This is a genomic window from Roseateles sp. P5_E11, from assembly GCF_054049355.1.
Map to the genome: position 1 here is coordinate 14,971 of NZ_JBFUMO010000007.1, position 24,010 is coordinate 38,980.

The following is a 24,010-nucleotide window of genomic DNA, read 5'->3' on the forward strand; positions in this document are numbered from 1 at the left end:
CCCTCAGCGCTCCCAGACTCCCGCGCGCCTCAGCGTGTCCACGGCGCCGAGGTCCAGCGCCCAGTTGCCCAGGCGCTTGTCGACGCGCTGCGCGGTGGCCGGGCGCACGCCGGGCAGCGGCGCACCCTCCAGGAAGGCGCCGAGGCACTCGCCGATGTAGTCGAGCCCGAGGTGGCCCAGCGTGGCCGCGCTGCCGGTGAAGCGACCGTTGATCTCGAAGGCCAGCAGCAGCCCGTCCGGCGTGCGGCCCAACTGCACATTGAAGGGGCCGCGCCAGCCCAGGTCGGCCAAGGCCGCCCCGAAGACCTGGAGCATGGGGCGCAGCTCGCCGTCCAGGGCCAGCGCCTCGACCCGCTCCGTGCGGCCGAGCTTGACTTGCGTGTGCCGCGTCGCGAAGGGCGCCAACAACCGGCCCGAGGGCGCCACGCAGCCGTCCAGGCTGAGTTTTTCCACTCCGGGTAAGGACCAGTCCAGCGGCACACCGCCCTCGCGCAGCCGCTGCCAGGCCGCCAGTTCCGGCCGGGCGCCCAGCCAGGGTTGAAAACAGTAGTCCGGCCAGGCCAGCGCGGCGCGCAGTTCGCTCTGCCCGGTGGCCAGCACGACACCGCGCGACGCGTTGCCGCGGCGCGGCTTGGCAACCAGCGGCCAGCCCCATCCAGACGCCAGCCCCGACACGGCGGCCCAACCGTCCTGATCGCACAGCGTCGGTGCGAAGGGCAGGCCGCGTGCCGTCGCGAAGGCGGCAGTGGCCCGCTTGTCGCGCAGCACCTGCGCACTCGCTGTGCTGCCCACCATGCAGCGCACCCCGGGGTTGCGCTCGGCCCATCCGGCGAGGAAGACAACGTCGTCGTCGCGACCGGGCAGGATGAGGTCGGGTGCCTCCTGCGCCACGATGGCTTCGAAGCGGGCCAGGAAGCCGGCGTTGTTGAGCTCGGGAGTGAGGTGAACGCGGTCGCACAGGAAGTTGCTGACCGCGTCGGCCTGTGAGTTGAAGCCGACCACCTCGACGCCCTCGCGCCGCCCGGCCAGCGCTTCGAGCAGGTTCTGCCCCACCAGGCTGCCGACGCTGGCGACCAGCAGGCGCGGCCTCTCATGCATGGCCGGCTGGTTCTTGCATCAGGGCAGGCACGACATGCGTGGCGAGGGCGCACCGCAGCTGATCGAGGTCTGCTTCGGTCAGGAAGCCATGCCAGGGCAGGCCGAGGCTGCGCCCGGCCAGGGCGGCCGTGACCGGCAGTTCGCCAACGACCGGGCAGGCCGCGAAGGCCGGCTGCGCCGGCAGCGGCGGGCAATACCAGCGGCGCGTCTCGATGCCCTCGCGGGCCAGGGCCGCGGCCACTGGTGCCGCGGCGACGGGCAACATCAGCACCAGGTTGGCCGGCAGCGCGTCACCGACATCGAAGCCCGTCTGCCGCGCCACGCCGGGCAGGCCGTCCAGCAGCGCGCTGTAGGCCGGCCACCGCACCCGGCGCCGCTCGCGCAGTGCGCCACGGCGTGCCCACTGGCACAGGGCCACGGCCGCCGCGTACTCCGACATCTTGGCGTTGCCCGCCACGGCGGCGGCCCGCCCGCCCTCGAACCCGAAGTTGGACAGCCGAGCCACACGCTCGGCCAGAGCGGCGTCGCGCGTGGCGACGAGGCCACCCTCGCCGATGCCGAAGGGTTTGGTCGCATGCAGGCTGAAGGCGGCGCAGGCCCGATGCCCGACGGCCTGGTTGCCGAAGGCCGCCGCGGCATCCATCAACACCGGGACGCCCGTGTCCTTGGAAAAGGCATCCCACGCGGCCGCATCCAGCGGCCGGCCGAAGGTGGCCACGGGCATCACCAGCGCCAGGCGGCGGTGGCGTGCGACCTCGCGCGCGAGCACCGGGCTGAGCTGCCAACTGCCCTCGGCGACGTCGGCGAACAGCACCCGCAGCCCCTGGCGCAGTGCAGCGGCTGCGGTGGCGGGAAAGGTGAAGGCGGGCATCAGCACCTCGCCGCCCCGCGGCAGGTCCAGCGCCGCCATCGCCAGTTCGAGGGCGGCGGTGCCACTGCTCGCCGTGCGGACATGCAGGTCCGACCCCACCGGCACGATCGACGCGACCGGCCAGTGCGCCGCGAGCGTCGCTTCCAGCTCCCGCACCAGCGGGCCGAAGTTGCCGTACTGGCGTGCGGCGTCGATGCGGCGCAGCCAGGGCATCAGCGCGTCCGCGCAGGGCAGGTCGGGAATCAGCAGCCGCATGCTCATGGCGCTGGCGCCGGGACAAGGCCGGGCACCTCGTCGTGCCCGATCTCGAAGTGCTCGGCCGGCAGGCCTGCACACCAGCGCTGCCACATGCGGCGAACGGCTCGCTCCAGGCCCCGCGCGACCGTGGCCGGCCGGCGCAGCGGCGTGGCCTGCCAGCGATCCCGCAGGCCCGCACGCAAGGCCGCCAGTGCCGGCAGGTCGCCGGCCCGGGCGGCAGCGATGGCGACGAACTCGTCGACGTCGCGCGCCACCCAGTCCTCCAGCCCGATGCGGCCCAGCACGCCGGCCGATTGGCAATGCGCCCGCCCGGGGCCGCGCAGCGTCACGACCGGCACGCCCATCGCGAGCGCATAGTTGGTCGTCGTGCCGCCACCGTAGGGCCAGCTGTCGAGCACAAGGTCCACCTCGCCGTGCAGGGCCAGGTAGTCGGCCAGCGCCACGGGCGGCCGGAACTGCAGCCGCGCCGCGGCAATGCCCTGCCGCGCGAACTCAGCCTCCAGGCGCTGCGCCTGCGCCGGCGCGGCGACGTAGCCGATCAGCAGGCGCGCATCCGGCACGGCGTGCAACACGCGGGCCCAGCCAGCGACGACCTCCGGGCCGATCTTGCGCACCGCGTTGAAGCTGCCGAAGCAGACCCGCCCCGCCGCCAGCGCCGGCAGCGGACCGACCTCCGGCAGCCGAACCAGCGGCGTGAACGTGCCCGAGCAGGGGATGCGCGCGAACTTCTCGACGTAGAAGTGCTCGTACAGGCCCGGCGGCGCATTGAAACGGTCGCACAGCGCGTAGTCCATGGCACGCAGGCCGGTCGTGTTGGGATAGCCGATCCACGTCACCTGCAGCGGCGCGGGCTTCATCGCAAAGCTCGGCAACCGGTGGCCGGCCGTGTGGCCCGATAGGTCAAACAGCACGTCGATCGCGTCGGCATGGATGCGGGCCGCCAGCGCCTCGTCGCCGAGGTCCCGCACGTCGCGCCAGACCTGGGCCAGCGGGCGCAGCCGCTCGGTGACTGCATCGCGCTTCGCACCGCCCGCGTAGACCCAGACTTCGATCTGCGTCCGGTCCAGCGCCGCCCAGACCGGCTCGATGAAGCCGGCCACGGGATGATCGTAGAGATCGCCCGAGACGAAGCCTACGCGCAGCCGCCGCGCCGGGTCGCACGGCTGCGCGAAGGCGAAGCCCGCAGCGGGCGCCGCGGCCTCGGCGCGCCGGCCGTATTCGACATGCGCGGCGAAGCTCTCCTCGGGCGCCAGGCTGCCATCGAGCGTGCCGTAGTACAGCCGGTTGCTGAACAGGGACAGGTCGCGCGGAAACTCATCGCGGCTTGCGCTGCAGTAGGCCGCAGCCTCGGCCGGGTCACCCCGGTGCGCAGCGTGCCAGGCCAGCAGGCGGCGCGCTTCCACGTTCTCGGGATCGAGTTCGAGGACGCGGCGATAGCTGTCCGGTCCGTCGGCTTCCTGCCCGGTGACCGTCAGGAAGCGGGCCAGGTTCAATTGAAACTCCACCGGCTGCGGCGCCAACGTCACCGCGCGCCGGCTGGCATCGATGGCTTCGGACATGCGCTGCGAAGCCGCCAGCGCGACGGCCAGGTTGTTGTGACGCGCCGCCTCCTGCGGTTCGTCACGCACCGCGCGGCGCGCCAGGCTCAACGCCTGCGGCAGGTCGCCTGCTTCCATCGCCGCGGCAAAAGCCTGCCAGGCCATCGTCCCGGCCGCCGTTCCGAGAATGCGCAGGTTGTCTCGGATTTCGGCATCGCCCGGTGCCAACTCGGCCGCACGGCGCAGCGCCGCCAGCGCGTCGCGATGCCGGCCAAGCTGCATATGGCCCAGGCCGAGCAACTGCCAGAGCTTGCTGTCGGAGGGGCGGTTGCGCAGCGCGGCCTGGGCGCAGTCGACGGCCAGGGCATGCTCACCGAAGTTCAGGAGCCGGATCAGCTCGATGTTGGACGCGATCGATTTGTGCCTTACCGCCATACCCGCCATTTGCGTCTGCCGTCACACCGGCTCGGCCCAACCCAGCTCCGCCATGTCCGCCACACGATGCTTGTCATCGCCCAGCATGATGAAGTCATCCAGCTGCGGCGGCTTCACCGACGTGCCGGCCAGCATCGCATGCACCTGCCCGCGGTGGTGGGTCTGGTGCCCGAAGAGATGCGCCAGCACCCGCCCCACCGGCTCGCGCGGCCCGTTCTCGATACCGGCGCCGCGGTCGAAGGCGACGATGCGCTCCTCGTCGCCCGGCTGCAAGCCTGAGCAGAACGCCACCAGCTTCTCGTCGCTTTCGTCCTGCCGCGCCGCCAGCTCGGCCGCCGTCTGCGCCGGCACATAACTGGCCCAGATGTGGYGCATGGCTGCGTCACCCTGCAGGGCGGCAAGGTAGTAATGGTCCACATTGAGGATGTGATTGGCCGTCAGCGCCAGGCTGGGGAAGAAGCTGGTGCGCGGGGCGTGGAAATCGGCATCGGACAGCGCTGCCAGCGCACCCAGCAGGCGGCGGTTGGCGAGGCGGTTGGCGCGGGCCTGAATGAGGAAGATATTCATGGCTGGCATTGTGCTCGGGCGGCCCCGCCATGGGGCTGACGGCGCGGACCGGACATGCTTCAATCGCCACGCAGGCAGCATGCCGCGCCACAAAAGAGTCAAGGCTTGCGCATCGGAGACGGCTTTACCGGGTCAGAGAAGGTCAGCACGGCTGCATGGGTGGCGGCCGCGGCCGTGCTGTCCATCGGCCTGGCTTTGACAGCGGGCGCTGTCATCTGGCAGCAGCAGCGCGCCGGCGCCGAGGCGCGCGGCCTGCAGGAACGCCAGGTTGAGCGGCTGCAGGCCGATGTCGTGAAGCGGCTGACCATGCCGGTCTATGGCCTCAAGGGCGCCCGCGGCGCGCTGGCGGCGCTGGAGGGCAAGTTCAGCCGCGCGGCCTTTGACGCCTATGTCGAGTCGCGCGACTTGCCCCGCGAGTTCCCCGGCGTGCGTGGTTTCGGCTTCATCGAGAGGGTGGCGCGCCGCGACCTGCCCGCCTTCGTCGCGGCCCGCCAGCGCGAGGGGGGCACCGAATTCCGCGTGCATGGCTCGGGCCAGGACCCGACGCTCTACGTCGTCACGCAGATTTCRCCGTTCTCGCACAACTTCTCGGCCTGGGGCATCGACTCCGGCGCTAACCCGGTGCGCCGCCAGGCCATCGAACAGGCCATCGACAGCGGCGAGGCGACTCTTTCCGGCCCCGTGCGCCTGGTGCAGGACCCGCTGAAGGGCACCGGTTTCCTGCTGCTCGTGCCGGTCTATCTGCAGGGGCATGACCCCGGCACGCCGGCCGAACGCCGCGCCGCGCTGCTCGGCCTGCTGTATGCCCCGCTGGTGGCGGGCGACCTGCTGCGCGGCGTGGCAGAGCCGGCGTCATCGCTGCTGGACCTGAAGTTGTCCGTCCGGACCACCGACGCCGAGTTTCAGCCCCTGCTGGCGACGCGCGCGGGCCAGGCGCTGGCACCGGCCGAGGCGGCCGATTACGAGCTGAGTGACGCGCCGACGGCCGATTCGTTGCGCTTCACGGTCGCCGGCCGCGAGTTCATGCTCGATACGGCGCTGACCCGCGAGGCGTCCATGCGGCTGCTGGGCCTGTCGGGCCTGGGCCTGGAACTGGGCGGTGCGCTGCTGAGCCTGCTGCTGGCCGTGACGGTCTATCTGCTGGCCGCCGGCCGCACACGCGCCGAGGAGATGGCGCGCGGCATGACCGCCGACCTGGCGCGGCTGGCCATGGTGGCCAGCCACACGACCAACGCCGTCCTGATCACCGACACCGAACGCCGCATCAACTGGGTCAACGATGGTTTCACGCGGCTCAGCGGCTTCACCAGTGCGGAAGCCGTGGGCAAGCGGCCGAGCGACTTGCTGCACTCAGAGCTGACGAACGAGGACACGGTGCACGGCATGCGCGAGGCCATGAGCGTTGGCCTGGGCTGCAAGGTGGAGCTGATACGCCGCGCCAAGGACGGCCGCGACTACTGGGTGGACGTCGAGGTCCAGCCCCTGCACGACGCCGAGGGCGCGCTGACGGGCTTCATGGTCATCGAGTCCGACATCACGGCCCGCAAGCAGCTCCAGGCCCAGGCCGACGAGGCGCGCCAGAGCCTGCAGGATCTCTATGACAACGCGCCCTGTGCCTATTACGCGCTGGACGAGAACGGGCGCTTCCTGCAGATCAACGCCCTGGGCCTGAGCTGGCTGGGCTGCACGGCCGAAGAGCTGATCGGCCAGGCCAGCCCGGCGGACTTCTTCGATGCCGAGGGCCGCCTGCTGTTCAGCCAGGCCTTCCCCCGCTTTATGCGCGAAGGGCGCATCTCGGAGCTGGAGTTCAGCGTCAAGGGCCGCCAGGGCGAAGCCCGCCGCGTCAGCCTGTCGGCCACGGCCGTCTACGACGCCAACGGCAACTACCTGCGCAGCCGCTCCGTGATGTTCGACATCAGCGAGACCCATCGCATCCGCCAGCAGTTGCACCAGTTGACGCTGGACCAGGAGGCCATGCTGGAAAGCGATCTGGTCGGCATCGTCAAGCTGCGGGACCGCGTGACCGTCTGGCGCAATCAAGCGCTGGAGCGCATGTTCGGCTACGCCGAGGGCGAACTCCTCGGTGCGCCGGTGCGCCAGCTCTACGTCGACGACACCGCTTACGAGACCCTGGGTGCGCTGGCCTATCCACAGCTCAAGGCCGGCGGTCGCTTTCGCACCCAGCTGCAGATGCGGCGCAAGGACGGCTCGTTGATCTGGGTGGACCTGGCCGGCGTCGAGCTGCCCGCCGTATCCAGCGAACGGGGTGGCGAGTCGCTGTGGATGATGGTCGACATCACGCAGAGCAAGGCCCACGAGGCGCGCATGGAGCGCGCGGCCCTGCACGACGCATTGACCGGCCTGCCCAACCGCCTGCTGCTGGGCGATCGGCTCAAGCAGGCCATTGCCGCCGCCGAGCGCAGCGGCCATGTCTTTGCGCTGGCTTATCTCGACCTGAACGGCTTCAAGCAGATCAATGACAGCCATGGCCACGACGCCGGCGACGAAGTGCTCAAGGCCGTGGCCGCCCGCCTGCACACCGGCCTGCGCGCCAGCGACACGGTGGCCCGCCTGGGTGGCGACGAATTCGTCGTGCTGCTGACGCCGACCCTGGTGCCGGCCGACGCCGAACCGGTGCTGAACCGGCTGCTGGACGCTCTGTCCCAGCCGATCACGCTGGGCTCGGGCGAGCAGGTGGCCGTGGGCAGCAGCCTGGGCCTGGCCCACTTCCCGGTGGATGGCCAGACGGCGGATGCGCTGATGCGCTTCGCCGACGAGGCCATGTTCGCCAACAAGCGCGCCGGCCGCGCTCGCGCACGCACAAGTTAGCAAACGTTTCCGCCGGGGCGTATTCACGCCCGGCGGGCACTGTGCGCCGATCGGTTGTAACAGCTGCCCCCGGCTTGGGGCATGATTCGCGCCCATGCTGACCCGCCGCCAAGCCCATCTCGCCCTGGCCAGCCTTGCGCTGCCGGCCACATCTGCACGCGCCCAGGAACGCCGCGCCATCGTGCTCGGCCAGTCCGTGCCGCTGACCGGCCCCGCCGCCCAGCTCGGCCTGCAGATGCAGCTCGGCGCCAAGGCCTATTTCGATGCCGTCAACACCAGCGGCGGCGTGGGCGGCCTGCCCATCGTGCTGAAGACGCTGGACGACGGCTACGAGCCCGCGCGCTGCAAGGCCAACACCGAGAAGTTCATCCAGGAGGATGTCTTCGCCTTGTTCGGCTATGTGGGCACGCCCACATCGGTGGCGGCGCTGCCGCTGGCGACGGCCGCCAAGATTCCCTTCATCGCCCCCTTCACGGGCGCCGAGGCGTTGCGCGACCCGTTCAACAAGCTGGTTTTCCACATCCGCGCGTCCTACTACGACGAGACCGAGCTGATCGTCAAACAGCTGACCCAGCTCGACCTGAAGAAGATCGCCGTCTTCCACCAGAACGACGCCTATGGCCAGGCCGGTCTGAAGGGCGTGCTTCGCGCGCTGGAAAAACGTGGCCTGCAGCCGGTGGCCGTTGCGACGGTGGAGCGCAACAGTGTCGACGTGGCGGCGGCCATCAAGACCCTCGTGCCGGCACAGGCCGAGGCGATCGTGCAGATCAGCGCGTACAAGAGCTGCGCCGCCTTCATCCGCGAGGCCCGCAAGGCAGGCTATTTCGGCCAGTTCTACAACGTGTCCTTCGTCGGCACGCAGGCCCTGGCCGATGAGCTCGGCAAGGACGCCGCCGGCATCGTCGTCTCGCAGGTCATGCCGTCGCCCTTCGGCACCGCGGTCGGCCTCGTCAACGACTACCAGCAGGCCCTGCGCAAGCTCGACGCCAAGGCCGAGCCCAACTACACGAGCATGGAAGGCTATGTCGCGGCGCGCGTCATCGTCGATGCCCTGCGCCGTTTGGGCGGCCGGCCCACCCGCGAAGCACTGATCGCCGCGCTGGAAACCTTGTCCGGCTACGAGTCACGCGGCTATCACCTGAACTTCTCGCCCACCAAGCACACCGGCTCCAGCTTCGTGGAGCTGTCGATGCTCACGGGCGACGGAAAAGTAAAACGTTGACCCCTCTGCGGGCCGAGCGCCGGGCCGCTCCCTAGCCGGCCCGCGCTGGCGATGTGCTTGCGGCTCGATGCCGCAAGCATCGCCGTCCCCTCGGGGGACCGACCAGGCTTGGCCGCGTCCAGCGGGGCAAGACTGGGCGAGGGGCACCAAGATTCAACCGCGTTCGTCTTTCGGCGAGTCCATGACGATGTAGCTGGTGATCATGCTGACCTGCGGCAGGCCGCCCAGCACGTCGGCATGGAAGCGCTTGTAGGCCGGCAGGTCGGCCACCTCCACACGCAGCAGGTATTCGAAGGCACCGGTCACGTTGTGACACTCGCGCACGACCGGGCAGTCCTTCATCGCCTGCTCGAAGCTCAGCTGCTCGTCCAGCGTGTGGCGCGACAGGCCGATGGCGACATAGGCGACGAAGCCCAGTCCCAAAAGCGTCGGGTCCAGCACCGCCCGGTAGCCCTTGATGACGCCCAGCCGCTCCAGCTCTTGCACGCGGCGCAGGCAGGCCGAGGGGCTGAGCGCGATGCGCTGGGCCAGCTCGGCATTGGTCAGGCGCCCGTCCTTGACCAGTTCGCGCAAGATCTTCTCGTCGATGGCATCCATGGCCGCAGATGATTGCACAAGACCGGCAGGCGGCACTGCAAAACGCAAGCCCATTCGACGCCGACCTGCCTAGAGTTGCGCGCCATGGAAACCACCCTCAGCACCCTGGCCGCCCTCACCGGCTTCGCCTTCGTCATGTCCATCACGCCCGGACCCAACAACCTGATGCTGCTGGCCTCGGGCACCAATTTCGGCTGGCGCCGCAGCCTGCCGCATCTGCTGGGCATCAGCTTCGGCTTCGGCGTCATGCTGGTGCTCGTCGGCCTGGGGCTGGGCGAGGTCTTCACGCGCTACCCCGGCCTGCATGAGGTGCTGAAGTGGGCAAGCCTGGCCTATCTGCTCTACCTCGCGGTCAAGATCGCCAGCGCCGCGCCACCGACCGCTCAAGGCGGCGGCCAGGGCCGGCCCATGGGCTTTGGCGCCGCGGCGCTGTTCCAGGTCGTCAACCCCAAGGCCTGGGCCATGGCGCTGACGGCCGTGACGGCCTATGGCGAACTCGGCATCGCGGCGCTGACAGCCGTCTTCGTCCTCGTCAACCTGCCCTGCTGCGGCTCATGGGCCCTGCTGGGCGAGCAGATGCGCCGCTGGTTGCACCGGCCGCGCGCGCTGCAGGCCTTCAACTGGGGTGCCGCGGCGCTGATGGTGGTGTCGGTGCTGCCGCTGCTGCGGAGCTGACGCCGCTCAGTCGGCCATCGGCTCTACGCTGACGCTCACGCCCAGTGTCGCCACGCCGCCGCCGCGCAGCACGCCGCGCAGCGGCGCCACGTCGGCATAGTCGCGGCCCCAGGCCAGCGTGACGTGGTCCAGGCCCGCAGGCACGGCATTGGTCGGATCCAGGGCCAGCCAGCCCTGCTCGGGGCACCACAGTTCAACCCAGGCATGCGAGGCATCCGCGCCGACAAGTTTGGTCACGCCCTCGGGCGGGCGTGTCAGCAGATAGCCGCTCACATAGCGCGCCGCCAGGCCCAGTGAGCGGCAGGCGGCGATGAAGACGTGGGCGAAGTCCTGGCAGACGCCGCTGCGCAGGGCCAGCGCGTCGGCGGCGCGGGTCGCCACCGTMGTGCTCTGCGGCAGATAGCGCAGGTCGGTGTGGATCTGGTGCATCAGCGACAGGCCGCCGGCGGCCAGCGTGCGGCCGGGCGAAAAGGCGCGGCGCGCATAGGCGCGCAGCGTCTCGTCGGGTGCGGCGTAGTTGGAGGCGAGCGCGAACTCGTCGGCCTCCTGCAGCGCACGGCCAGCGCGGTAGCGCAGGCCGGCCGCAACGGCCTCCCAGGCCTGGCCGCGGCCGGGCTCGGGCACCGGGCGGTCGCTGAGCTCCACCTCGAAGCGGCTGTCGACGACGAGGCGTTCATGCACGCGCGCATGGCCAAAGCTCAGGTGCTGGTTGCCCCAGGGGTCGCGGCGCAGATGCCGGGCCAGCTCGCCCGTGTCCAGCTCCAGCCCCTCGACGCCCCAGCCGTCCGGCAACGGGTCGATGTTGAGCCGCCAGTCGCTGACCTTTTGCCAGGGCGTGTGGCGCGGCGCCAGGCAGGCGGCGTGATAGGCCCATTCCACCGAGTCGTCGTAGGTGTACTCGGTGACGTGATGGACGGCGAGCCGGATGCCTGTCATTGCCAGACTCGCTGTTCTGCGCCGAGCACATGCGCGAAATAACGCTGGCTGATCAGGCTGGACAACTCGCCCGCCTGGGCCGCCGCGCGCGTCAGATGCTCGACAAGGGCCGGCCCTGACGCCGCCAGTTCGGCCAGCGGCCAGGCCTCGGGCACGGGCAGCTCGGCAGCGATGTCGGCGGCCCAGCCGGGATCGTGGCGGGCCAGCTTGGCGAAGCGGTCGCGCAGCGTGCGCGCCACCCAGGCCAGCGACCGCGGGTTGTCGGTGTCGTGCACCAGCAGATGCAGCAATGGCGGTGCCTCGCGGCGCGCCTGGAACTGGGCACGGTAGGTGATGGTCGAGTCGAACACGCCCAGCAGCAGGCCGAAGCCGTCCTCGGTCAGCGCCAAGCCATGCTCGAAGGTCTCGGCCAGCACCTCGGCATGGAAGGACAGGCGCTCGATCTGGCGGCCGATGGACAGCAGCCGCCAGCCGTCATCGCGCGTCATGCGGTCGGTCTGGGCGCCGGTGATGGCGGCCAGGTGGGTGTCGGCGCGCGCCAGCACATTGAGCACATCGGTCACCGGCGTGCCCGGACCGGGGCGGTCCAGCACAGCGCGCAGATGCTGCTCGAACTGGGCGGCTGTTTCGTGGATGAGGCGCCAGGCCTCGGGCGACAGGCGCTCGCGCAGCGCCTGGGCGCAGGACTGCAGCGCACGCAGGTTCCAGCCAACGCTGGTCTCGCCGGACGCCGGCAGCAGGGCCGTCAGGATCGCACGCTCGAAACCACGCGGGTCGTCCTCGGCCGCGGGCGCCTTGGCGCCGACAAGGCCATGGCGGCGCGCCAGCGCGTCCAGCAGCGGCAGCATGGGCGGCGGCATCGCGCCGCGCTGCACCATGACGCTGGCCTCGATGACATGACGCGCCAGCCGGGCGCTGTTCTCGGCACGCTCGGTGTAGCGGCCCAGCCAGAACAGGTTTTCGGCGGCGCGGCTGGTCACCGTCCAGTGCACGTCGCGCAGGTCGGCGGCCTGCAGCGGCTGGGCCAGCAGCGTCGTCGGGTCGACCTCGCCGTCGGTCATGACCCAGGTGTCGGCGCTCAAGCTGCCGCGCTGGATGGACAGCCAGGCATCGGCCAGCGGGTCGCGCTTGGGCGCCACGCGCGCCAGGCCGCCGGGCAGCACCTTCCAGCCGCCCTGGCCGTCGGTCATTGCGAAGACGCGCAGCACGGCCACGCGCGGCTCCAGCGCGCCGCGCGTCCAGACCGGCTGCTTGGTGGGCTTGACGCGGGCCTGCAAGGTGTAGGCGGTGGGGTCGGCGTCGATACGCTCGGCCAGCTCCCAGAGCTGCTCGTCGGTCAGTTCCGCGGCGACGATGGGCGAGAAACTGCGCGTCGTGCTGCTGGCCGAGAAGGTCGGCACGACGACAAACTCCGCCAGCCGCGGGCGCAACCTGCGCCAGGCGCTGTCCTCGCCGCACCACCAGCTCTGGATGGCTGGCAGCGTCAGGTCCTCGCCCAGCAGGCTCTCGGCCACGCCGGGCCAGAAGGCTGACAGGCCCGGGCTCYCCAGCCAGCCGGCGCCCGGCGCATTGGCGATGACGACCTCACCGGCACGCGCTGCCTGCAGCAACCCCGGCACGCCAAGGATGGAGTCGGGGCGCAGCTCCAGCGGGTCCAGCCAGGTGTCATCAACGCGGCGCAGCAGCACATGCACGCGCTCCAGGCCGGCCAGGGTCTTGAGATAGACCTTGTCCGCGCGCACCGTCAGGTCGGCGCCTTCGACGAGGGTGATGCCGAGATAACGCGCCAGGAAGGCCTGCTCGAAATAGGTCTCGTTGCGCGGCCCCGGTGTCAGCAGCGCGACGCGGCTGCGCTCGCCAGCGGGTGACAGCTGGGTCAGGGTCTGGATGAAGTCGCGGTAGCTCGCCGCCAGGCGCTGCACGGCCATCTGCCGGAAGGCTTCGGGGAACTGCTGGGCAATGATGAGGCGGTTCTCGAGCACATAGCCCAGGCCCGACGCCGCCTGCGTGCGCTGGCCGACCACCCACCAATGGCCGTCGGCGCAACGCGTCAGGTCGAAGGCCAGCACATGCAGGTGAACGCCTGCGGCCGGCTTGGCTCCATGCATGCCGCGCAGGTATTGCGGGTGGGCCAGCACCAATGACGCGGGCAGCAGGCCTTCGCTCAACAGCTTGCGCTCGCCGTAGGTGTCCGCCATGACGGCGTTGAGCAGGCGCGAGCGCTGGGCGATGCCGGCCTCGATATGGCGCCATTCGTCCGGCTCGATGAGCATGGGCAGCAGTTCCAGCGGCCAGTGGCGGGCCAGCGGCGCACCCTCTCTCTCGTCCTGGCCGGGCAGCGGTGGGGCATCGCTGTGCACGTTGTAGCTGGCACCGTCCTCCAGCACGCGGCGCTGCACCCGCAGGGCCTTGGCGCTGAGCTCCTGCCAACCCGCCGCACCGCCGGCCGCGAAGAAACGACGCCAGCGCTCGGTGAGGCCGCCCTGGGGCTCGCCGGGCTGGTTGACCTGGCCGGTCAGCTCATAGAAGTGGCCGTCACGGCTGCGCAACGCGGCCGAAGCGGCAAGCGCCAGCGGGTCGGGCGCCAGCACCTCCTCGGGCTCGTCGGGAAGCAGGCTCCACTGGCTGGGGGTGAGCTCAGACATGGGCGAGGAGGATCGATGCGGTCATGCGGCGCGAAGAAGGCGGAAAGGGCATTGTCGAGCAATGTCCGCGCGGCGCCGGCCCGGGGCTGCGGGGGGTGCGCCGGCTGGCGCCGGTCACTGCTCAGGGCGCCGGCAAGCCCGGCTCGCTGGCAACCTGGCCACGCGGCGACAGAAAGGCGCGCAACACGCGTTCGGCCGCTTCCGGGTCATCGCGCCAGGCGCCATGGCCCACGTTGGCAAAGCGCTCGAACTGCACCCATTGCGCCGGTAGCGCGGCAACGATCTCTTCGGCGTCCTGCGGCGGCGTGACCGGGTCCTGCTCGCCGGCCATGACCAGCACCGGGCACTGCACATTCGCGAGGCCCGGGCGAAGGTCCATGTCGCGCAGCTCGGTGCGGGTGTGGGCGAACAGGATCTCCGGCTTGAACATCATCCAGCCGCCGGCGTTCGGGTTCTTGAGCTGCGTGTTGTAGAGGCGGCGGCAGACCTTTTCATACACGGCCCAGCTGGCCGGGCCGGGGTTCTCCCAGAACTCGCGCGTGGCGGCCGCGGCGTCCGGCCCGCCGAGCGCACCGAAGCGCTCGATCTTGCGCTCCAGCCCGAAGTGATGCGAGGTGCTGGACAGCACGACCTTGCCCGGGTGCTCCGGGTGGCGGGCCAGATAGCGCTGTGCGACAAAGCCGCCGAAGCTCTGGCCCAGCACGATGGGCTTGACGACGCCCAGTGCGTCGCACAGCCGCACGATGTCGTCGGCGAAGACGTCCAGCACCCACTCATCCGCCGGCCGCGGGTCGCTGCGGCCATGGCCGCGCTGGTCGAAGTAGACGACCTGGCAGAGATCGGTGAAGCGGCTGAAGAAGGGCCGGAAGGCGGTATGGTCGAAACCCGGGCCGCCATGGATGAGGATCAGCGTMGGCTTCTCGCGCAGTTCGGGGCCGACGGGCTCATGGCCCAGGCCCTCAATGTCGACGAAGAGGCGGACGCCGGGTTCGATTTCGATGCGCATGTTTCGGGTCTTAGCGCGATTCGCGCTGGTGGCGAATCGAGATTACAACGGCCACATCAGCGCGCGGCACGTATCGGTAGCGGACGACGTAACCTCGTGCAGCGCGGCCGACGACCAGTTCACGCGTGCCGGTGCCGGCACGGCGTCCGATTTCTGGCGCGTAAGTCAACACACGCAGCGCATCGAGCAACTCGTCTTTGCGCTCGACGGCGTTGTCAGCATCGTGCGCCATCAGAAAGTCCGTGATGCGATCCAGATCGTCAATTGCACCGCGCCCAAGCTCGACACGCGTCATTCGAGAATCTTGCGAGGCTTCGGCAGTACCGCCGGCTTACCGGCAACCTTGGCATCGAAGTACGCCTTGGCTTCGTCAAGGCTGACGGCTTCGCCAGTCTTCAGGAACTCAGTCCAACGCTCCTCGCAGATCCTGTCCATCTCCGCATCGAATTCCGCCTGCTCGACCGACTCGGCAATGGCATCGCGGATGAAGGCATGCGCCGTCTTGCCGGCCCGCGCGGCGGCTTCGCTCACGCGTTCCTTCAAGTCGTCTTCCAGGCGAATGGTCGTCGTCGACATGGGGGGCTCCAATGTTGTAGCGCAATTGTGCTACATCAGCCCACCTTGCGCAGATCCAACGTGAACGGGAACTCCAGGCTGCGCTTCGGCTCACCCACCTCGACCTGGCCCGGCGTGTGGCCCATGGCCACGAAGCGCGACAGGCGGCGGCTCTCGGCCTCATAGGCGTTGACCGGCAGCGTCTCGTAGCTGCGCCCGCCCGGGTGCGCGACCGAGTAGCGGCAGCCGCCCAAGGACCGGTTCTGCCAGGTGTCGACAAGGTCCAGCGTCAGCGGCGCGTGGATGGGGATGGTGGGGTGCAGGGCCGACTCCGGCAGCCAGGCGCGGTAGCGCACGCCGCAGACGAACTCGCCGACGCGGCCCGTGGGCTGCAGCGGCACGGGCACGCCGTTGACCGTCACACGGTGGCGCGGGTCGACGAGGCCGGTGACGAGCAGCTCCATCCGTTCCAGCGACGCGTCCACATAGCGCACATTGCCGCCGGCCGAGCCTTCCTCGCCCATCACATGCCAGGGTTCCAGCGCGCCGCGCAGCGTCACATGCACGCCGCGGGCCACGAACTCGCCGTACTTCGGGAAGCGGAACTCCAAGTGCGGCGCGAACCAATTGGCGTCGAAGGCATAGCCGGCCTCGCGCATGTCCTGCATGACGTCGGCAAAGTCCTCGCGCACGAAATGCGGCAACAGCCAGCGGTCGTGCAGCTCCGTGCCCCAGCGCACCAGCGGTGCGCGGTAGGGTTTGTTCCAGAAGCGGGTGACGAGCGCGCGCAGCAGCAGTTGCTGCACGATGCTCATGCGCGCATGCGGCGGCATCTCGAAAGCGCGCAGCTCCAGCAGGCCCAGGCGGCCGGTGGCGGAGTCAGGCGAGTAGAGCTTGTCGATGCAGAACTCGCTGCGATGCGTGTTGCCAGTCACGTCGACCAGTACATTGCGCAGCGTGCGGTCGATAAGCCAAGGAGCGACGTTGTCCCCGAGCTTGTGGATCTCGCCCAGCGCAATCTCCAGCTCGCGCAACTGGTCGTTGCGCGCCTCGTCCACGCGCGGCGATTGGCTGGTGGGGCCGATGAAAAGGCCGCTGAAGAGATAGCTCAGGCTGGGGTGGTTGTGCCAGTAGGCCAGCAGCGACGCGAGCAGCGCGGGGCGGCGCAGGAAGGGCGAGTCCGACGGCGTGGCGCCGCCGAGCACGAAGTGGTTGCCGCCGCCGGTGCCGGTGTGGCGGCCGTCGATCATGAACTTCTCGCTCGACAGCCGCGTGAGGCGCGCGGCTTCGTACAGGAACTCGGTGTGGTCGACCAACTCGCGCCAGTTGTGGGCCGGGTGGATGTTGACCTCGATGACGCCGGGGTCTGGCGTGACCTGCAGCAGCTTCAGGCGCGGGTCGCGCGGCGGCGGGTAACCCTCCAGCACGATCTTGTAGCCCGTGTCCTCGCAAGCCGCCTCCACCGCCGTCAACAGCTCCAGGTAATGCTCGAGCTTTTCGAGCGGCGGCATGAAGACGTAGAGCACGCCGCTGGCCTTGCCCTTGCGTTCGGCCGCGGGGCCGTTGGCGCGCCGCGGGTCGCGGGCTTCGACGCACAGCGCCGTGCGCGTGACGTCACGGGCGCTCTCGAAGCGGCCTGGTGCGGCCTGGGTCGAGGCGTCGCCTGCCCCTGCCCCACCAATGCCGGCGCCACCCGCAGCAGCACCGGCCTTGCCCCCCAGCCGCAGGCCCGGCACCGGCCCGGCCGACGTCACGCCCAGCGTCTGCGCCCGCAGTGCCGCCGCGGCCGGCAGCATGCCGCGCGGTGCGAAAGGATCCTGCTCGATCAGATAGGGGTAGTCGCCCTTGCTGACCCAGGGGAGCGAGTCCAGCGGCAGCCGCCAGCCCATCGGCGAGTCGCCGGGATGCAGGTAGAGGCGATCGTCGCGGAAGAACCAGGGCCCCGTCTGCCAGCGCGTGCCGGCCAGGGCCGGCGAGTCGCCGCTGTGGGCGATCGGCAGCACATAGCCGACGACCTCGGCCAGGCCTTGCTCGAAGATGCGACGCAGGCGCGCCCTTTCCATCTCGTCGTCCAGCCGTGAGTCGAAGGGGTCGACGTTGACCGGCAGGCGGCGCTCGCGCCACAGGTAGTAGAAGGTGTCCTCGTAAGCGGGCTCGACATGGCTGTCTGGCAGGGCCAGGCGGCGCGTCAGTGCGCTCATGAAGGCCTGGGCATGCGTGCTCGTGTAAGCGTGGCCCTCGCGTTCGTCAGCGAACCACTCCGGATTGCGCCAACAGGGTTGGCCGTCGGCACGCCAGTAGATGGACAGCGCCCAGCGCGGCAGCTGTTCGCCGGGATACCACTTGCCCTGGCCGAAATGCAGGAAGCCGCCCTGGCCATATTCGTCGCGCAGCCTGTGCGTGAGCTGCTGGGCGTGGATGCGCTTGGTGGGGCCCAGCGCCTCGGTGTTCCATTCGGGCGCGTCGCGGTCGTCGATGGACACGAAGGTGGGCTCGCCGCCCATCGTCAGGCGCACGTCGCCGGCGGCGAGTTCGCGGTCCACCTGCTCGCCGAGCAGCAGCACTTCGGCCCATTGCTCTTCGGTGTAGGGCTTGGTCACGCGCGGCGATTCGTAGATGCGCGTGACGCTCATCTCGTGCTCGAACTCGACCTCGGCCTTGTCGACGGCGCCGCTGATGGGCGCTGCGCTGCCAGGCGTGGGCGTGGCAGCCAGCGGGATGTGGCCTTCACCGGCCAGCAGGCCGGAGGTCGGGTCCAGGCCGATCCAGCCCGCGCCGGGCAGATAGACCTCGCACCAGGCATGCAGGTCGGTGAAGTCGACCTCGGTGCCGCTGGGGCCGTCCAGCGCCTTCTCGTCGGGCGTCAGCTGGATCAGGTAGCCCGACACGAAGCGCGCCGCCAGGCCGAGATGGCGCATCAACTGCACCAGCAGCCAGCCGGAATCGCGGCAGGAGCCGGAGGCTTTCTCCAATGTCTCCTCGGGCGTCTGCACGCCGGGCTCCATGCGGATCAGGTAGGAGACGCTGCCCTGCACCTTCTGGTTGAGCTCGACGAGGAAGTCATTCGTCGAACGCCGGTCGAGCGGGATCTCCTTCAGGTAGGCGGCCAGCAAGGGCGTCAGCGGCTCGACCTGCAGATAGGGCGCGAGCTCGATCTGCTGGACCTCGTCGTACTTGAAGGGGAAGGTCTGGGCGTGCTCTTCGAGGAAGAAGTCGAAGGGGTTGTAGACCGACATCTCGGCCACCAGGTCCACCGTGACGGTGAACTCGGTCGTCTTCTCGGGGAAGACCAACCGCGCCAGGTAGTTGGCGAACGGGTCCTGCTGCCAGTTGATGAAATGGTCGGCAGGTTCGATGCGCAGCGAGTAGCTCAGCACCGGCGTGCGGCAATGCGGCGCCGGCCGCAGCCGCACGACCTGCGGGCCGAGGCTGACGGGGCGGTCGTATTTGTAGCGGGTGACGTGCTTGAGGGCGACGTGGATGCTCATGTCAGTTGTCCGTTCTGCATTCGCGGCTATCGCGACGCATAGAGTTATCGGGCCGAGCGCCGGGCCGCTCCCAAGCCGGCCCGCGATGGCGATGTGCTCGCGGCTCAATGCCGCGAGCATCGCCGTCCCCTAGGGGGACCGACCGGACCCGCCCGCGTTCAGCGCGGCAGGACAGGGCGAGGGGCACTGTCATCCTGTCGAAGGAACGAGGAAGTCGCGGCTGATGCCTGCGCCGAGATCGGCCACCTCGGCGAGGAAGTCGTCCAGGAAGGGATGCAAGCCCTTGGCCAGGATCTCGTCAATGCGCCCGAAGGCCAGTTCCGCCTCCAGCCGCCCGACGCGGCGCAGCGTCTCGCCCGACTGTGGATTGGCCACGCGCTTGAGGTTGGCCAGCATGCGCGTCACGCAATGCGACAGCGAGCGCGGCATGTCGGGGCGCAGGATCAGCAGCTCGGCCACCTTGTCGGGCTGGATGACGTTGCTGTAGACCTTGCGGTAGATCTCGAAGCCCGACACCGAGCGCAGCACGGCCGACCAGTAGTAGAAATCGCGCGCCGTGTCGCGCTCGGAGACGATCTCCCCGTCGTGGCGATAGAACTTGACGTCCAGCAGCCGCGCCGTGTTGTCGGCCCGCTCCAGGAAGGAGCCGATGCGGATGAAGTGAAAGGCCTCGTCCTGCAGCATGGTGCCGACCGTGACGCCACGCGACAGGTGCGAGCGGTACTTGACCCACTCGAACAGCTGCGACGGATCTCGCGTCAGCAGGCCTTCGCGCAGCAGGCGACGGAACTCCAGCCAGGTCTGGTTCATCGTCTCCCAGACCTCGGTCGTCAGCGCACCGCGCACGGCCCGCGCGTTCTCGCGCGCCGCGCGCAGGCAGTTGAAGATGGACGAGAGATTGTTCTCGTCGGCCACCATGAACTCCATGACGCTGCGACTGTTGATGCGCGGGTACTTGGTGTTGTAGAGGCTGTTCAGCTCGGAGATCGACACCAGGCTGCTCCACGACTGCTCGGATTCCGTCGCCGATTGCGGCTGGAGGGAGGTTTGGTAGGCGATGTCCAGCATCCGGGCGGTGTTTTCGGCCCGCTCGATGTAGCGGCTCAGCCAAAACAGGTGGTCAGCGGTTCTTGAAAGCATCGATCAGTCCTCCCTCAGTCCTCAAGAACCCAGGTGTCCTTGGTTCCACCACCCTGGCTGCTGTTCACCACCAAGGACCCCTCTTTCAACGCCACCCGAGTCAACCCGCCGGGCACCATGCGCACGCTCGACCCCGACAGCACGAAGGGTCGCAGATCAATGTGACGCGGCGCGATGCCCGATTCGACGAAGGTCGGGCAGGTCGACAGCGACAGCGTCGGCTGGGCGATGTAGTTGCCCGGGTTGGCAATGAGCTGCGCCCGGAAGGCCTCCACCTCGGCCTTGGTAGCCGCGGGGCCGACGAGCATGCCGTAGCCCCCTGCGCCGTGCACCTCCTTGACCACCAGCTCGGACAGGTGCGCCAGCGTGTAGGCCAGGTCTTCCTTGTCGCGGCAGACATAGGTCGGCACGTTCTGCAGGATGGGTTTCTCGCCGAGGTAGAACTCGATCATCTTCGGCACGTAGGGGTAGATGGACTTGTCGTCCGCGATGCCGGTGCCGATGGCGTTGGACAGCGTCACCTTGCCCGCCTTGTAGGCGTCTACGAGGCCGGCGCAGCCCAGCTGCGAATCGGCGCGGAACACCTTGGGATCGAGGAAGTCGTCATCCAGTCGGCGGTAGATCACGTCCACGCGCTTGGGGCCGCGCGTGGTGCGCATGTACACAAAGCCGCCGTCGACGAACAAGTCCTGACCCTCGACCAGCTCCACGCCCATCTGCTGGGCCAGGAAGGCGTGCTCGAAGTAGGCCGAGTTGTACATGCCCGGCGTCAGCACGACGACGGTCGGGTCCGACACGCCCGAGGGCGCCACGCTGCGCAGCGTGTCCAGCAGCAGGTCGGGGTAATGCGCCACCGGCGCGATGCGGTGATTGACGAACAGCTCGGGGAAGAGCCGCATCATCATCTTGCGGTTCTCGAGCATGTAGCTCACGCCGCTGGGCACGCGCAGGTTGTCCTCCAGCACGTAGTAGTGGCCGCTGCCGTCGGCATGGCCGGCGCGCACGATGTCGACGCCGGCAATGTGGCTGTAGACACCGCCGGGGACGTCCACGCCCATCATTTCCTTGCGGAATTGGGCGTTGTTCAGGATCTCGTCGGCGGGCACAATGCCGGCCTTGAGGATCTCCTGGTCGTGATAGACGTCGTGGATGAAGCGGTTCAGCGCCGTCACGCGCTGGGCCAGGCCGGCCTGCATGGACGTCCACTCGCTGGCCGGGATGACCCGCGGGATCAGGTCGAAGGGGATCAGGCGCTCGGTGCCTTCGCCCGAGTCCTTGTCGCCGTAGACGGCGAAAGTGATACCCACGCGCCGGAAGATCAACTCGGCCTGCTCGCGCCGTTCGCGCATCAGCGACTCGGGCTGCTCGGCCAGCCAGCGGGCGTAGCTCTCGTAATGAGCACGCACGCCGCCGGCCTGCTGGGCCTGGCCGGTGGCGCCTTGCCACTGCAGCGCAGCGGCATTCATCTCGTCAAAGGCGGTCTGCATCGTTGCTCCTGTTCCCTGCCTCGCGACGCAAGTTCCGCGCCCGCGCTAGAAAGAAGCTTCTGGTGCGTGCACGCACGACTTGCGTGCATACCGCCCGGTACATGGGCGGCATGCACGGTTGTACACCGGGTCGGGGGCTCAGAAACGCAGTTGCAACCCTGTACTCGCCGACCGGCCCGCCTGGGGCGCTAGGTCGCGGATGGTCGGCACGGCGGTGGCGTTGTAGGCCAGCTTGTTGCCCAGGTTGTCGAGCTTCAGGTACCAGAGGGCGTCGGTCTGCCCCCAGCGCAGCTGGCGGGCGACGGACAGGCGCAGCGTGCCGTAGCCGGGCGTGGGCGTGTCGAACTCGGCGACGCGGGTCTGGCGGGCGGCGCCGCGCCATTCCAGCTTGCCGGACCAGTCGCCCTGCCGGGCCTCCAGGCCCAGCATGGCGCGCAGCGGTGCCAGGCGCGGCAGGGGCTCGCCGGTGGCACGGTTGTCGCCGCGCACGGCGTCCAGTTGGCTCAGCAACGCGATGGTGGGATGCAGCTGCCAGCGGCCTTCCAGCTCGACGCCACGCAGCCGCGCCGGCACGGCCTGGAAGTTGTAGACCGGCACCGCCTCGCCGTCGTTGTCCACCGTCGCACCGGTGGCTTGCAGCGCGATGTAGTTGGTAAAGCGCGTCTCGTAGACATTGACGTGGACATGGCTCTGCGCCGATTCCCACTTCAAGCCGACGTCCAGGCCCTTGGACCGCTCCAGGCCCAGGTTGGCATCGCCCCGCTCATACGCCGCGCTGGCCAGATGCAGGCCGTTGGCGAACAGCTCGTAGTAGGCCGGTGCGCGCTCGGTGCGGTTCAGGTTGGCGCTCAGGCTCCAGGCGTCGCTCAAGGGATAGACGCCGCTGAGCGCGACGCTGACGGGTTTGAAGCGCCTGTCCGCCGGGGTGCCGAAGCGCTCGCCACCGTCCGAGTCCACCGTCACGCGCTCGCTGCGCGCGCCCGCCGACCAGTCCACGCCGCCCAGCCTGGCCTGCTCCAGCACGAAGACGCCGGTATTGCGGGTGCGCGTGCTGGGTACGAAGGCTTCCTCGCCCAGGGCCGAGAAGTCCAGCGACTCGGTCTGCAGGCCGACCAAGCCCTTGACCGGGCCCCAGGGGGTCTGGATCGCGGCGTGCTCCACCTCCAGGCGCCCATCGGTGCCCGTGCTCTTGAAGGTCGTGCCGATCTCGCCCGTGCCCTCCACCTCCTGGTGCTCGTAGCGGTTGCGGCTGAGTTGCCAGCTGACGCGGTGGATGGGGCCGTCGGCCGTCGCCCACTCGCCCGCCGTCGCCAGGCGCTGGCGCTGCATGCGGATGGTCACGTCCTCCTCGGCCGTGGTGCCGTAGTTGGTGTGGAAGTCGTCCACGGACACGCCGGCATAGCCGCCCTGGAAGAACACCGAGCCGCCCACCGCGCCGCCATGGCTGCGCGCCGCGGAGTTGCGCACGCTGGTGCGGCTTTCTCCATCGCTGTCAAAGCGCGGGGCAATCTGGTCGCCGGCATCGCGCCCGGCCAGGTCGACATGCCAGCCAAAGCCCGAGTGCGGCTGGCCGCTGCCGCCGTCCAGCACCACGGCGCCGCTCTTGTCGCGTGAGGCACCGCCGAGGCGAACTTCCGCCGCGCCGCTCAGGCCGTCGATCAGCGTGCGCGGGATGCGGTTGTCCAACGTGTTGACGACACCGCCCACCGCGTTGCCGCCGTACAGCAGGGCCGCCGCGCCGCGCAGCACCTCGACCTTGTCGATGACCAGCGGGTCAATGGCCACGCCGTGGTCGAAGCTGAGGTTGGAGGCGTCGACCGAAGCGCCGGAGTTGCTCAGGATGCGCACGCGGTCGCCATCCAGGCCGCGGATGCTGGGCCGGCTGGCGTTGGGGCCGAAGTTGGTGGCCGCCACGCCGGGCAGGCCTTGAAGGGTGTCGCCGAGGTTGGCGGCGCGGGTCAGCACGAGCTGGTCACCGCTGAGGGAATCGCTGGGCTGGGCCAGCACCTGGCTCTTCAGCGGGTTGCCGGTGACGACGACCTTGTCGAGGGATTCGGCGGGCTCAGCTTGAGCAGAAAGGGAAACAAGACAGGCGGCCGCAAGGGGCGCCAGGGCAAAGGAACGCATGGAGGTACTTCCGCAAGAAAACGCAAACACCCGCGCCAACTTTGGGCGCGGGAAGGCTTGGACTTCAGGCGGAAGCGGGCGGCGCGCGGGCCGGGGGCAGGCCGAGGCTGACCGCGCGCGGTACACCGCCGCGGGCCACTAGCGGCGCGGCATGCGTGGCCGAGCCGACAGCCAGAACCACCGGTTCGGCCACTGGCGCGCCGGCGCCGAGGTCGGCGGCGGTCAGGCAGAGGTCGCAGTGAACCAGGTGGGCGATGCCATCGTCCTGGCGGTCGCTGCCGACGTGCGACAGCGCATGCACCCCGGCCATCGCTTGCGCGAGGGGGAGTAGCAGCGCCAGCCACAACAGCCAGTTTCTTGACCAACGACGAAGGTTCACGGAGGGGCCTGTTACCAGGGCAAAGATCGGTGCGAGAGGGTCTGCGCGGGTGCAGGGCTAGACGCGCGGCGCCGCCAGGGCTCATGCCCAGGCCAGGCGCGCAACAACGCCATGCGCCCGCGCAGACCCTCTCCCGAAGGGTTGTCACTCAAAAGCC

18 protein-coding genes are annotated in these 24,010 nt (G+C 69.6%); 3 read left to right on the plus strand and 15 right to left on the minus strand.

Annotation, left to right across the window (positions count from 1 at the left end):
• Window positions 1–3: 3 nt before the first annotated feature.
• The 4 genes from ACXJKR_RS01275 to ACXJKR_RS01290 are packed head-to-tail and all read right to left on the minus strand — an operon-like array spanning window position 4 to window position 4,767.
• On the minus strand, window positions 4–1,098 hold the full coding sequence (locus ACXJKR_RS01275) for a hypothetical protein (protein WP_457320079.1): 1,095 nt from the start codon (window positions 1,096–1,098) through the stop codon (window positions 4–6).
• Window positions 1,091–2,230: a DegT/DnrJ/EryC1/StrS family aminotransferase gene (locus tag ACXJKR_RS01280; protein WP_457320081.1), complete on the minus strand. Its 1,140-nt coding sequence runs from the start codon at window positions 2,228–2,230 to the stop codon at window positions 1,091–1,093. Before ACXJKR_RS01280 ends, ACXJKR_RS01275 begins: the two co-directional genes overlap by 8 nt.
• Window positions 2,227–4,200: an O-linked N-acetylglucosamine transferase, SPINDLY family protein gene (locus ACXJKR_RS01285; protein ID WP_457320083.1), complete on the minus strand. Its 1,974-nt coding sequence runs from the start codon at window positions 4,198–4,200 to the stop codon at window positions 2,227–2,229. Before ACXJKR_RS01285 ends, ACXJKR_RS01280 begins: the two co-directional genes overlap by 4 nt.
• Before the next feature lie 21 nt (window positions 4,201–4,221).
• Window positions 4,222–4,767: a DinB family protein gene (locus ACXJKR_RS01290; protein ID WP_457320085.1), complete on the minus strand. Its 546-nt coding sequence runs from the start codon at window positions 4,765–4,767 to the stop codon at window positions 4,222–4,224.
• A 105-nt stretch (window positions 4,768–4,872) separates the two neighbouring features.
• Between ACXJKR_RS01290 and ACXJKR_RS01295 the strand changes: the two genes are divergently transcribed.
• A complete protein-coding gene (locus tag ACXJKR_RS01295) occupies window positions 4,873–7,596 on the plus strand; it encodes a CHASE domain-containing protein (RefSeq protein WP_457320087.1) in 2,724 nt (907 codons plus the stop codon).
• A gap of 94 nt (window positions 7,597–7,690) precedes the next feature.
• Complete coding sequence (locus ACXJKR_RS01300) at window positions 7,691–8,818, plus strand: ABC transporter substrate-binding protein (RefSeq protein WP_056202770.1); 1,128 nt, start codon at window positions 7,691–7,693, stop codon at window positions 8,816–8,818.
• Window positions 8,819–8,971: 153 nt separating this feature from the next.
• Here ACXJKR_RS01300 and ACXJKR_RS01305 read toward each other — a convergent pair whose 3' ends face one another.
• On the minus strand, window positions 8,972–9,415 hold the full coding sequence (locus tag ACXJKR_RS01305; protein ID WP_457320090.1) for an Lrp/AsnC family transcriptional regulator: 444 nt from the start codon (window positions 9,413–9,415) through the stop codon (window positions 8,972–8,974).
• Window positions 9,416–9,499: 84 nt separating this feature from the next.
• Between ACXJKR_RS01305 and ACXJKR_RS01310 the strand changes: the two genes are divergently transcribed.
• Window positions 9,500–10,090, plus strand: coding sequence for a LysE family translocator (locus ACXJKR_RS01310; RefSeq protein ID WP_457320092.1), 591 nt, complete (start codon window positions 9,500–9,502; stop codon window positions 10,088–10,090).
• A 6-nt stretch (window positions 10,091–10,096) separates the two neighbouring features.
• On the opposite strand, the gene ACXJKR_RS01315 is transcribed toward ACXJKR_RS01310, so the two are convergent.
• The 10 genes from ACXJKR_RS01315 to ACXJKR_RS01360 all read right to left on the minus strand — a co-directional run bounded on the left by ACXJKR_RS01315 (window position 10,097) and on the right by ACXJKR_RS01360 (window position 23,853).
• The gene (locus tag ACXJKR_RS01315; protein ID WP_056202763.1) at window positions 10,097–11,026 is read right to left on the minus strand and encodes a transglutaminase family protein; all 930 of its coding nucleotides are present in this window, start codon (window positions 11,024–11,026) and stop codon (window positions 10,097–10,099) included.
• A complete protein-coding gene (locus tag ACXJKR_RS01320; RefSeq protein WP_457320094.1) occupies window positions 11,023–13,671 on the minus strand; it encodes a circularly permuted type 2 ATP-grasp protein in 2,649 nt (882 codons plus the stop codon). The genes ACXJKR_RS01315 and ACXJKR_RS01320 overlap by 4 nt, the downstream gene beginning before the upstream one ends.
• 121 nt (window positions 13,672–13,792) lie before the next feature.
• Window positions 13,793–14,677, minus strand: coding sequence for an alpha/beta fold hydrolase (locus tag ACXJKR_RS01325; protein WP_056202750.1), 885 nt, complete (start codon window positions 14,675–14,677; stop codon window positions 13,793–13,795).
• A gap of 10 nt (window positions 14,678–14,687) precedes the next feature.
• A complete protein-coding gene (locus tag ACXJKR_RS01330) occupies window positions 14,688–14,972 on the minus strand; it encodes a type II toxin-antitoxin system RelE/ParE family toxin (protein ID WP_457320096.1) in 285 nt (94 codons plus the stop codon).
• Window positions 14,969–15,253: a DUF6290 family protein gene (locus ACXJKR_RS01335; RefSeq protein WP_056202746.1), complete on the minus strand. Its 285-nt coding sequence runs from the start codon at window positions 15,251–15,253 to the stop codon at window positions 14,969–14,971. The genes ACXJKR_RS01330 and ACXJKR_RS01335 overlap by 4 nt, the downstream gene beginning before the upstream one ends.
• A gap of 35 nt (window positions 15,254–15,288) precedes the next feature.
• A complete protein-coding gene (locus tag ACXJKR_RS01340) occupies window positions 15,289–18,720 on the minus strand; it encodes a transglutaminase family protein (protein ID WP_457320098.1) in 3,432 nt (1,143 codons plus the stop codon).
• 189 nt (window positions 18,721–18,909) lie between these two features.
• Window positions 18,910–19,860: an alpha-E domain-containing protein gene (locus ACXJKR_RS01345; RefSeq protein WP_056202742.1), complete on the minus strand. Its 951-nt coding sequence runs from the start codon at window positions 19,858–19,860 to the stop codon at window positions 18,910–18,912.
• 14 nt (window positions 19,861–19,874) lie between these two features.
• On the minus strand, window positions 19,875–21,347 hold the full coding sequence (locus ACXJKR_RS01350) for a circularly permuted type 2 ATP-grasp protein (protein ID WP_056202739.1): 1,473 nt from the start codon (window positions 21,345–21,347) through the stop codon (window positions 19,875–19,877).
• Between the two features lie 138 nt (window positions 21,348–21,485).
• A complete protein-coding gene (locus tag ACXJKR_RS01355) occupies window positions 21,486–23,474 on the minus strand; it encodes a TonB-dependent receptor (RefSeq protein WP_457320101.1) in 1,989 nt (662 codons plus the stop codon).
• Between the two features lie 64 nt (window positions 23,475–23,538).
• On the minus strand, window positions 23,539–23,853 hold the full coding sequence (locus tag ACXJKR_RS01360) for a hypothetical protein (RefSeq protein WP_457320102.1): 315 nt from the start codon (window positions 23,851–23,853) through the stop codon (window positions 23,539–23,541).
• Window positions 23,854–24,010: the final 157 nt, after the last annotated feature.